Source organism: Streptomyces sp. NPDC054872 (assembly GCF_053610705.1).
On sequence record NZ_JBSGYY010000001.1, the window covers coordinates 543,895 to 553,625 of the forward strand.

General features: G+C 71.1%; 9 protein-coding genes and 1 pseudogene. 5 read left to right on the forward strand and 5 right to left on the reverse strand.

From position 1 onward, the window contains the following. Positions 1–104 precede the first annotated feature (104 nt). Positions 105–1,514, reverse strand: coding sequence for a phytoene desaturase family protein (locus tag ACWGIH_RS02135; protein ID WP_453450678.1), 1,410 nt, complete (start codon positions 1,512–1,514; stop codon positions 105–107). Positions 1,515–1,612: 98 nt separating this feature from the next. Here ACWGIH_RS02135 and ACWGIH_RS02140 point away from each other — a divergent pair, with 98 nt between their 5' ends. Next, on the forward strand, positions 1,613–2,209 hold the full coding sequence (locus ACWGIH_RS02140; protein WP_453450677.1) for a hypothetical protein: 597 nt from the start codon (positions 1,613–1,615) through the stop codon (positions 2,207–2,209). On the opposite strand, the gene ACWGIH_RS02145 is transcribed toward ACWGIH_RS02140, so the two are convergent. Next, positions 2,145–2,975, reverse strand: coding sequence for an inositol monophosphatase family protein (locus tag ACWGIH_RS02145; RefSeq protein WP_453450676.1), 831 nt, complete (start codon positions 2,973–2,975; stop codon positions 2,145–2,147). The two genes, ACWGIH_RS02140 and ACWGIH_RS02145, sit on opposite strands and share 65 nt — an antisense overlap. Before the next feature lie 309 nt (positions 2,976–3,284). Here ACWGIH_RS02145 and ACWGIH_RS02150 point away from each other — a divergent pair, with 309 nt between their 5' ends. After that, positions 3,285–4,379: a baeRF3 domain-containing protein gene (locus ACWGIH_RS02150; protein WP_453450675.1), complete on the forward strand. Its 1,095-nt coding sequence runs from the start codon at positions 3,285–3,287 to the stop codon at positions 4,377–4,379. A gap of 50 nt (positions 4,380–4,429) precedes the next feature. Continuing rightward, positions 4,430–5,107, forward strand: a complete 678-nt coding sequence (locus tag ACWGIH_RS02155) for a hypothetical protein (protein ID WP_453450674.1) — start codon at positions 4,430–4,432, stop codon at positions 5,105–5,107. A gap of 18 nt (positions 5,108–5,125) precedes the next feature. Here the strand turns inward: ACWGIH_RS02155 and ACWGIH_RS02160 are convergent, their stop codons facing one another. Both ACWGIH_RS02160 and ACWGIH_RS02165 read right to left on the reverse strand, forming a co-directional pair. Continuing rightward, complete coding sequence (locus ACWGIH_RS02160) at positions 5,126–6,388, reverse strand: arginine deiminase (protein WP_453450673.1); 1,263 nt, start codon at positions 6,386–6,388, stop codon at positions 5,126–5,128. A 41-nt stretch (positions 6,389–6,429) separates the two neighbouring features. Beyond that, a complete protein-coding gene (locus ACWGIH_RS02165) occupies positions 6,430–7,887 on the reverse strand; it encodes a basic amino acid/polyamine antiporter (RefSeq protein WP_453450672.1) in 1,458 nt (485 codons plus the stop codon). 188 nt (positions 7,888–8,075) lie between these two features. Here ACWGIH_RS02165 and ACWGIH_RS02170 point away from each other — a divergent pair, with 188 nt between their 5' ends. After that, positions 8,076–9,131 (forward strand): lipoyl protein ligase domain-containing protein, encoded by a 1,056-nt coding sequence (locus ACWGIH_RS02170; RefSeq protein WP_453450671.1) that lies wholly within the window; start codon positions 8,076–8,078, stop codon positions 9,129–9,131. Here the strand turns inward: ACWGIH_RS02170 and ACWGIH_RS02175 are convergent. Then, positions 9,097–9,561 (reverse strand): DUF4232 domain-containing protein, encoded by a 465-nt coding sequence (locus ACWGIH_RS02175; protein ID WP_453450691.1) that lies wholly within the window; start codon positions 9,559–9,561, stop codon positions 9,097–9,099. The genes ACWGIH_RS02170 and ACWGIH_RS02175 overlap by 35 nt on opposite strands. 29 nt (positions 9,562–9,590) lie before the next feature. On the opposite strand from ACWGIH_RS02175, the pseudogene ACWGIH_RS02180 reads away from it, so the two are divergent. After that, positions 9,591–9,731 (forward strand): annotated as a pseudogene (locus tag ACWGIH_RS02180) (IS5/IS1182 family transposase); the annotation flags it as partial.

The window sequence follows — 9,731 nt, forward strand, 5'->3', positions numbered from 1 at the left end:
AGCGGGCGATCAGCGCGTCAGCCCCTAACAGGACGGCGCGCGCCCCTAATCGACCGTGGGCGGATCTCTAGGGGCCGGTACCGCGGCCACCCCTGGGGCGCATGTCAGGACGTGCGCAGCCTGCGCCAGACCGCCTTCGCCGCGTTGTGCCCCGACATGCCGTGCACGCCGGGTCCCGGGGGCGTCGCGGACGAGCAGATGAAGACGGCCGGGTGCGCGGTGCCGTACGGGAAGAGGGAGAGCTTGGGGCGCAGCAGCAGTTGGAGGCCGCTGGCGGCGCCGCAGGCGATGTCACCGCCCACGTAGTTGGCGTTGCGGGCGGCGATCACGGGCGGGCCCGCGGTGGCGCGGGCCAGGACGCGGTCGCGGAATCCGGGGGCGAAACGCTCCAGTTGGCGCTCGATGGCGTCGGTGAGGTCACCGTCCCAGCCGTGCGGCACGTGGCCGTACGCCCAGAAGACCTGCTTGCCCTCGGGTGCACGGGACGGGTCGACGAGACTGGGCTGCACGGTGATCAGGAACGGCGGGTCGGGCGCGCGGTTCTCACGCGCCGCGGCGTTCAGCGCGGCGCCGATCTCGGCGCTGCTGCCGCCGATCTGCACGGTGCCCGCCGACCGGGCCTCCTTCGCCGTCCACGGGACGGGGCCGTCGAGGGCGTAATCGATCTTGAAGACGCCCGCGCCGTAGCGGTAGCCCTCATAGCTGCGTCCCAGGCCCGCGATGCGGGCCAGCGCGGTGGGCGAGGTGTCGAAGACGTACGCGCGGGCCGGCGGCAGGTCGTCGAGCCGCTTGACCTCGTAGTCCGTGTGGACCGTGCCGCCGAGGTCCTTCAGATACGCGGTGAGCGCGTCCGAGATCGACTGCGAGCCGCCCCGCGCGACCGGCCAGCCGCGGGCGTGCGCGGACAGCGCGAAGACCATGCCGACGGCGCCCGTGGCGATCCCGCCGAGCGGCGCCATGACATGGGCGACGAGCCCGGAGAACAGGGCGCGGGCCCGGTCGTCGCGGAAGCGCCGCATCAGCCAGGTGGAGGGCGGCAGGCCCGCGAGGCCGAAGCGCGCGAGGGTCACGGGGTCGCGGGGCAGGGCCGTCGAGGGCAGCGCCATGAAGTCCCGCAGGATGTCGTCCCACTTGCTGACGAAGGGCTCGACGAGTCGTCTGTACGCCCCCGCGTCGCGCGGCCCGAACGAGGCGGCGGTCTCGGCGACGGAGCGGGCCAGCACGGCCGCGCTGCCGTCCGTGAAGGGGTGCGCCATCGGCAGCTGCGGCTGGAGCCACTCCAGGCCGTACCGGTCCAGGGGCATGGTGCGGAACACCGGCGAGTTGATGCCCAGCGGGTGCGCGGCGGAACAGGGGTCGTGCCGGAACCCGGGAAGCGTCAGCTCCTCGGTCCGCGCACCACCGCCGACGGTGCCCTTGGCCTCGAACACGGCCACCGAGAAGCCGCGGCGGGCCAGCTCGACGGCAGCGGTCAGACCGTTCGGTCCCGCCCCCACGATGACGGCATCAAGCATCGACGGCACCTTCGGACTCCTTTGTCAGCCGATGGCCTCTGCCGCCCAGGATAGGCCGGACCACCGACAGCGCCGCGGGCGCGGGTAGCCTCTGACGGGTGACGTATTGGTTCCGCCGCGCTGACGCGAACTCCGAGGAGTGGTTCGAGACAGGGCATGGCGGGATCGTCGTACGTCAGGCGTCCTTCCCCGGCCCGGCAGGACCGGCTTCCGTGGCGGCCTCGCGCGACGAACTGGCCTGGACGCGCGCCGAGTTCGGCTCGCTGGGAGCGCAGCTGTACGAGGTGAGATACGGCGCGCCTGCGAACGGTCCCGTCACCGCAGGGGAGCCGGTGTCCGAGGCGGAGTTCGAGTCCGCCTGGCAGCGGGCCCGGCACAGCAGGAACACGACGGCGCAGGAAACGGCGGGTCCGCTTCCCCGGGGCGCCCGCCTGACCGGCACGGTCAGCGAGCTGCCGTGGGGCCCGGGGCGGACCGGGCTCTTCGTGGACCTGGGGCTGCCGATCACCGGCTTCGTGGATCTGGGGCATCTCCCCCTCGGTCCCGAGGACTGGCCGCACGTCGGGACCGTCACGGAGTTCGAGGTCACCACCGTGCGGTTCGACTTCACGCGGCGCTCGGCCCCGCAGATCAGGCTGCGTCCGACAGCAACTCCACCACCCGGTCAACCGTGGCGGCGTCCCGCCCTGCCGTGAACGGCAGCGTGTTGCCGCCCTCTATGCGGAAGGGCTCACCCGAGAGGGTCCGATTGCTGCCGCCGGCCTCGGCCACGAGCAGCAGACCCGCCGCGTGATCCCAGGCGAGCTCCCAGGAGAAGGCGACCGCGTCCAGCTCTCCCCTGGCGATGGCCAGATACTCGAGCCCGGCCGAGCCGCAGGGCCGCGGTGCGACGCCCGCCACGCGCAGGCCGAGCAGTGCCTGCTTCTGCTCGGGCGTGGTGAAGTCCGGGTGCGAGGTCGCCACCTCGAGCACCTCGCCGGGTGAACCGGCCACGAGCCGCTCTCCGTCGAGCCAGGCGCCCTTGCCGCGCAGGGCGACCGCCATCTCGTCGAGCGCCGGGGCGTACGTCCAGGAGGCGATCACCTCGCCGCGCCACGCCAGGGCGATCAGCATGCAGAATCCGGGGTTGCCGTGCACGAACTGCCTCGTGCCGTCCACGGGGTCGACGATCCACACCGGTGCGTCGGTGCGTATCGCCTCGTACAGCGCGGGGTCCGCGTGCACCGCTTCTTCGCCCACGACCACGGAGCCGGGGAGCAGCGTGGTGAGTGCTTCCGTCAGCTGCTCCTCGGCGAGCCGGTCGGCCACCGTCACGAGGTCGTGCGGGCCGCTCTTCTGGACGACCTCGCCCTCGGCGAGCTGCCGGAATCGCGGCATGACCTCGGCCGCCGCGGCCTTGCGGAGGGCTTCTTCGACATCGGGGACGCCACGTACAAGAAAGTCTTCGATCGCTTCGATCATGCATCCATGAGAGCACGCCGGACTGACAATCCGTACGGCCCAGGGAAAGGGGGCATGGATTCGAGATGAATCCCGTGTGACCTGGCCCCTGGGCCCGTCCCCCGCCCCGGCCCTCCCACTCTCGGTGGGGCGATTCCCCTCGGTTCGCCGCGGCAGGAGGCCGAAGACGTACGCGAGGGCCTTCGCGCTGGCCGCAGCGGCTCCCCGGGGGACATGCCACGGCCAGCGAACCGACATATGGTGCATTTCATGGCGTAAACCCTCCTTGGAGGCTCCTCATCCGCCGCCCCGCCCCGAAAGGGTCACTCCATGCACCCCTCCCTCAACCCGGCCACACTGGCCGGGCTGCGCCGGCCGCGCCCCTACCCCGCCGTCACGGTCCTGCTGCCGACCCACCGCAAGGAGCCGGACAACGCCCAGGACCCCGTGCGGCTGCGCAATCTGGTCGCCGAGGCCAAGGAGCGCCTGAAGTCCGACCCGGCCGTGGCCAGGGAGCAGCGGACCGAGGTGGCCGCGCAGCTGGACCGGGCGGTGGCCGAGATCGACCTGGTGCACGCCGAGGACGGGCTCGCCGTCTTCGCGGCCCCCGGCGAGCACCAGGTGTGGTCGCTGGCCAGGACGGTGCCGTCGCGCGTGGTGCTCTCGGACACCTTCCTGACGCGTAACGTCGTGGCGGCGCAGGCCGCCGAGCGTCCGTACTGGGTCCTCGCCGTCTCGGCCGACCGCGTCTCGCTGTGGAGCGGCACCCCGGAGCGGGTCGTCGAGCACACGGCGGACGGCTTCCCGCTCACCCGGAGCCTCGACGACCCCGACGCCGAGCGCAAGGAGCGGATCGGCGACCTTCCGAGCACCTTCAGCGACGAGCACACCCGAAAATTCCTGCGCGCGGCCGACCATGCCGCGGCCGCCGTGCTCCACGCCCATCCGCGCCCCCTGTTCGTGGCCGGGGAGGCTCCCGCGCTCTCCCTCATCGACGACGTCGGCACGGTCGTCAAGGAGGCCACGCGGGTGCCCCACGGCGGCCTCGCGCACGGCCCCGCGGACGCGGTGTGGCAGGCGGCGCGCCCCTTCCTCGCCACCCGGGAGCGGGCCGAGTTCGACTCTGTGGTGCATGAGTTGGACGCGGCGCAAGGCCGTCGTCAGTACGCGGCGGGTCTCGACGAGGTCTGGCAGAACGTGACGACGGACCGGGTCCGCCTCCTCGCCGTGGAGGACACCTACCAGGCGACCGTGCGCGACGACGGAGGGCACCTCGTGCCGGCCGACGGTGACGACTTCGACGCGGTGGACGACGTGGTCGACGACATCGTCGAGCGGGCCCTGGACACCGGCGCGCAGGTCCGCTTCGTACCCGAGGGCACGCTCACCGGCCGCGGCCGGATCGCCTGCGCCCTGCGGTACTGACGTCAGCCCCACAACACCCAGCACAGCCCTCAGGGAAAGGACCGCAGCCGATGAACCCCCTGCCGCCCCGCGGGAAGCGGCGCCCCACGCGCCTCACCACCCGCCCCGCGCACCGCGGGCCCGTGGTGTCCGCCGCCCTCACGCTGGCCGCCACGGTGACGGCCGCCGCCGCGCTCGTCTCGTGCAGCACCGACAGCGACGCCCCGTCCGCCGAGGGCAGCAGGACGGTCAGCGAACGGCCGACCGAACCCGACGCGTCGTCGTTCTCGGAGAAGACCGCGTCGCCGCTGAAGTCACAGGCATCGGAGGCCGCCGAGTCCGCCCGCGCCTCGGCCTCCGAGGCGGAGGCCTCCGCCTCGGAGCGCGCCGACGAGTTCGAGGCGTCCGTGTCGGCGGACACGGAACGGGCCAACCAGGCCGCCGAGGACGCCCTGAAGGGCGTCGACGGACGGGGCAACGCGACGTCCGACGTCTCCATGACGGGCAAGCCCCGCTCCGAGACCGGCGGGGTGCTCGCCTCCGTGGTGACCTTCACCAACAGGACCGACAAGACGGCCGACTTCGCCGTGCGGGTCGACTTCGTCGACTCCTCGGGCAAGGTCGCGGAGACCCGCTACGTCGGCACGGAGAACCTCGAACCGGGCAAGCGGGCCCAGCGGTACGCCATCAGCCACGAGCCCCCGGAGCCGAAACTCTCCGCGAAGCTCGTCAAGGCCCAGCGGTACTGAGCCCGGTCGGCGGCCGGTTCAGAAGTCCACCGCGTCGCGGACGAGCGGGCACGTCATGCAGTGCCCGCCGCCGCGGCCGCGCCCTAGTTCGGCGCCGACGATGGTGATGACCTCGATCCCCGCCTTGCGCAGCAGCGTGTTGGTCTGGGTGTTGCGGTCGTAGGTGAAGACGACGCCCGGCTCCAGGGCGACGGCGTTGTTGCCGCTGTCCCACTGCTGCCGCTCGGAGGCGTAGACGTCCCCGCCCGTCTCGATGACGCGCAGCTCGGGCAGGCCGAGCGACTTGGCGACCACGTCGACGAACGTCCGCGAGCCCTCGTCCGTGATCTCGACGCCCGCCGCCTTGTCGCCGGGGCGCAGCGTGAAGGAGTGCACGGCGTCCATGATCTTCGGGTAGAGCGTGACGATGTCGCGGTCGGCGAAGGTGAAGACGGTGTCGAGGTGCATCGCGGACCGCAGCTTGGGCATGCCGGCGACGATGACCTGCTCGGCCGCGCCGTTCTCGAACAGCGCGGATGCGACCTGCGTGATGGCCTGGCGCGAGGTCCGCTCGCTCATGCCCATCAGGACGACGCCGTTGCCGACGGGCATGATGTCGCCGCCCTCGAACGTCGCCTGTCCCCAGTCGAGTTCGGGGTCGCCCCACCACACCGTGGCGCCGGTGAAGTCGGGGTGGAAGCGGTAGACGGCCTTCATCAGGAGCGTCTCGTCGTGCCGGGCCGGCCAGTACAGCGGGTTGAGCGTGACACCTCCGTACAGCCAGCACGTGGTGTCGCGGGTGTAGAGGGTGTTCGGCAGCGGCGGCATCAGGTATTCGCGTACGCCGGTGGATTCACGTACGAGGGCTGTATATCCGGAGCGGAACTCGTCCGGCAGGTCGGCGGTGGCCAGGCCGCCGATGAGGTACTCGGCGAGCTGCCGGGGCTGCAGCGTCTCCAGGAAGGCGCGGGTGTCGTCGATGAGGCCGAGGCCGACCTCGTTCGCGGTGATCTTGCGGTCGAGGAGCCAGGCCCTGGCCTCGGGGATCGCCACGGTCTGGGCGAGCAGGTCGTGCAGTTCGACGACCTCGACGCCGCGCTGCTGCAGCTTGATGACGAAGTCGGCGTGGTCGCGCTGGGCGTTCTCCACCCACATGACGTCGTCGAAGAGCAGGTCGTCGGCGTTGGTGGGGGTCAGCCTGCGGTGCGCGAGACCGGGCGCGCAGACCAGGACCTTGCGCAGCCTGCCGACCTCGGAGTGGACACCGAACGTCGGTGCGGCGGGATTGTCGTGGCTGGTCACGGTGCGCCTTTCGGTCGGTGGCAACAGGGGGCGGCGGTCGGTCAGAGTTCGATCCAGCCCGCCGCGAGGGCGATCACGCCCACGACGGCGCCCGCGATCGAGACGGCGCAGATGACGGCCTCGCGGGGGGAGAACAGGCGCCGGTTCTGTTCCCGCCGGGCCTTGACGAACAGGAGCGTCGCCGGGGCGTAAAGGATGAAGGAGACCAGGACGAACTTGAGCCCGGCGGCGTACAGCAGGAACGCCGTGTAGAGCGTGGCGATCACCGCGATCACCAGCTCCTTGCGGGTGCTGTGCCCGGCGACGTCCGCACGGCCGTACCCGAGGCCGATCCTGACGGCGAAACCGGCCGCGAGCAGGAACGGGATCAGGCTCAGCGCGCTGGTCAGGTCGAGCGCGAAGTTGAACGCGTCATCGGAGAACATCGTGACGACCAGGACCACCTGACTCAGCGCGGTGGTCATCAGGAGCGCGGGTACCGGCACGTCCTCGGAGGTGGCCTTGCGCAGGAAGCGGGGCATGTCGTCGTCCTTCGCGGCGACGAAGAGCACTTCCGCGGCCATCAGCGTCCAGGCGAGGTAGGCGCCGAGCACGGAGATGATGAGTCCGACGCTGACGAAGACCTTGCCCCAGGTGCCGACGGCCTCCTCCAGGACGCCCGCCATGGAGGGCTGGCGCAGCTCGGCGATCTCCGCCATCGGCATGATCCCGTACGACACGATGGTGACGGAGGCGAAGACGGCGAAGACGCTGAGGAAGCCCAGGATCGTGGCCCGGCCGACGTCCTCGCGGCGCTTGGCGTGCCGGGAGTAGACGCTCGCGCCCTCGACCCCGAGGAAGACGAAGACGGTGGCCAGCATGGTGCCGCGCACCTGGTTGAACAGCGATCCCGCGTAGTCGGCGCCGCCGAAGTTGTCCGCGAACACGGACGGCTCGAAGAAGAAGAGCGCCAGGATCACGAAGACGAGGATGGGCACGATCTTGGCGACGGTGACGACCCTGTTGATGGCCGCCGCCTCCTTGACCCCGCGGCGGATCAGCAGGAAGAACGCCCATAGGCCGAACGAGGAGAGCACCACGGCGAGCACGGTGTCGCCTTCGCCGAGGGCCGGCCAGATGGCGCCGACGGTCGACATGATGAGCACCCAGTAGGTGACGTTGCCGACGCACGCGCTGGCCCAGTAGCCGAAGGCGGAGAAGAAGCCGAGGTACTCGCCGAACCCGGCCTTCGCATAGGCGTAGACACCGGCGTCCAGGTCCGGTCTGCGGACGGCGAGGGCCTGGAAGACGAACGCGAGCATCAGCATGCCCGTACCGGCGATGGCCCAGGCGATCAGCGCGCCCGCGACTCCGGTCTCCTGGGCGAACCGCCGTGGCAGCGAGAAGACACCCGCGCCGACCATCGAGCCGACGACCATCGTCGTCAGCGTCATGAGGGTCAGCTTGACGGCAGGTGACGCGCCGGCCGTGGCCTGGTCACTCGTCTCTGCGTGGCTCATGGGCTCCCCGTCAGCTCCCGTCAGGGCCGGCGCCGAGGGACGACTGACCACCCTGTGCGGGAATCTATCCCTAGTGGGTCGAGTTGTCCTGATATGAAATCGCAGGCCCGCGGTGTTCGCGATTCGGCCGGCGTTCGCAAGGGAGTCAGGCCTGGTTCGCGATGGACCCGGGCCCGGAGGGAAACAGCGTGCACGGTGAGTACAAGGTCCCCGGCGGCAAGCTCGTCGTCGTGGACCTGGAGGTCGAGGACGGCGTGCTGCGGCACGTGCGGGTGGCGGGGGACTTCTTCCTGGAACCTGACGAGGCGTTCGACGCCCTGAGTCACGCCCTGGAGGGCGCCCCCGCCGACACCGACGCCGCGGGCCTTGCCGCCCGCATCGACGCGGCCCTTCCCGAGAACACCATCCTGTACGGGCTCACGTCGGAGGGAGTGGGCGTCGCCGTGCGCCGGGCCCTCGCGCACGCCACGGACTGGACCGACTACGACTGGCAGCTGATCCACGAGGCTCCGCAGTCCCCCGCCCTGCTCATGGCCCTGGACGAGGTGCTCACCGAGGAGGTCGCCGCAGGGCGCCGCCCGCCGACGCTGCGCGTGTGGGAGTGGGCGACCCCGGCGGTCGTCATCGGCAGCTTCCAGTCGCTGAGCAACGAAGTGGACCTGGCGGGCGCCGAACGGCACGGCATCGAGGTGGTACGCCGGATCAGTGGCGGCGGCGCCATGTTCTGCGAGCCGGGCAACGCCATCACGTACTCGCTCTCGGTCCCCGACTCCCTGGTACAGGGCCTGTCCTTCGCCGACAGCTACGCCTACCTGGACGACTGGGTGCTCGACGCCCTCGGCGACATGGGCATCAAGGCGTGGTACCAACCGCTCAACGACATCGCCACCGACGCCGGCAAGGTCGCGGGCGCCGCCCAGAAGCGGGTCGCCGGCGGGCACGGCGCCGTCCTGCACCACGTGACCATGTCGTACGACATCGACGCGGAGAAGATGGTCGAGGTGCTCCGCATCGGCCGCGAGAAGCTCTCGGACAAGGGCACGAAAAGCGCGAAGAAGCGCGTGGACCCGCTGCGCCGCCAGACGGGCCTGCCCCGCGAGGCAGTGATCGAGCGGATGCTCGACTCCTTCCGCACGCGGTACGGCCTGACCGCGGGCAAGGCCACGGACGAGGAGATGGACCGGGCGCGCGAGCTCGCCCGGACGAAGTTCAGCTCGCCGAAGTGGACGGCGCGGGTGCCGTAGTCCTGGTCCGGTTCGTCTCGTCCGCCTGGCTGCGCTGCCAGGCGGTCGTGCCGATGCGTCCGGTGTTGCCGAGGTCCATCCGGCCCTCCGGGGTCACGGTCCCGGGTCGGGTGCCCGGGGCCGGGGTGACCTTCAGATAGGTCCCGCTGACGGCGGTCGTCGTCGTGTCGGTGACGGTGTTGCGCCAGACGACCACGGTGTAGGCCGCCTCGCCCCGCTTGAGCGTGACCGAGTGGCGCGGGCCGGGGTCGTCGTCCCTCACCATGATGGGCTCGGTGCCTTCGAGGACCTGTACGTCGAGGGGTTCACGGTGCTCGTCGAGGACCCGCATCTTCGGGTACCCCTTCAGGCGGTAGCTGTCCATGCCGCAGTTGGTCAGGGTCACGCTCATCGCGCGCAGCCCCATGGCGGGGCTAAGACGCCATTTCAGTTGGCGTGATCTTGCGGCAGTCTGGGGTGATGACTGCTGCGCTTGTCGAGCGTATGGCGCCGGAAGACCTGTGGGCGTTGTTCCAGCGGGTGGTGCCGCCGGCGCCGGTTCGCCCGCAGGGTGGAGGCCATCGTCGACGAGGTGACCGCGAGGTGCTGGCCGCGATTATC

Coding starts and splice junctions, on each gene's coding strand:
- ACWGIH_RS02135 (WP_453450678.1), bottom strand. CDS start 1,514: ATGCTTGATGCCGTCATCGTGGGGGCGGGACCGAACGGTCTGACCGCT.
- ACWGIH_RS02155 (WP_453450674.1), top strand. CDS start 4,430: ATGAACCCCCTGCCGCCCCGCGGGAAGCGGCGCCCCACGCGCCTCACC.
- ACWGIH_RS02165 (WP_453450672.1), bottom strand. CDS start 7,887: ATGAGCCACGCAGAGACGAGTGACCAGGCCACGGCCGGCGCGTCACCT.
- ACWGIH_RS02145 (WP_453450676.1), bottom strand. CDS start 2,975: ATGATCGAAGCGATCGAAGACTTTCTTGTACGTGGCGTCCCCGATGTC.
- ACWGIH_RS02150 (WP_453450675.1), top strand. CDS start 3,285: ATGCACCCCTCCCTCAACCCGGCCACACTGGCCGGGCTGCGCCGGCCG.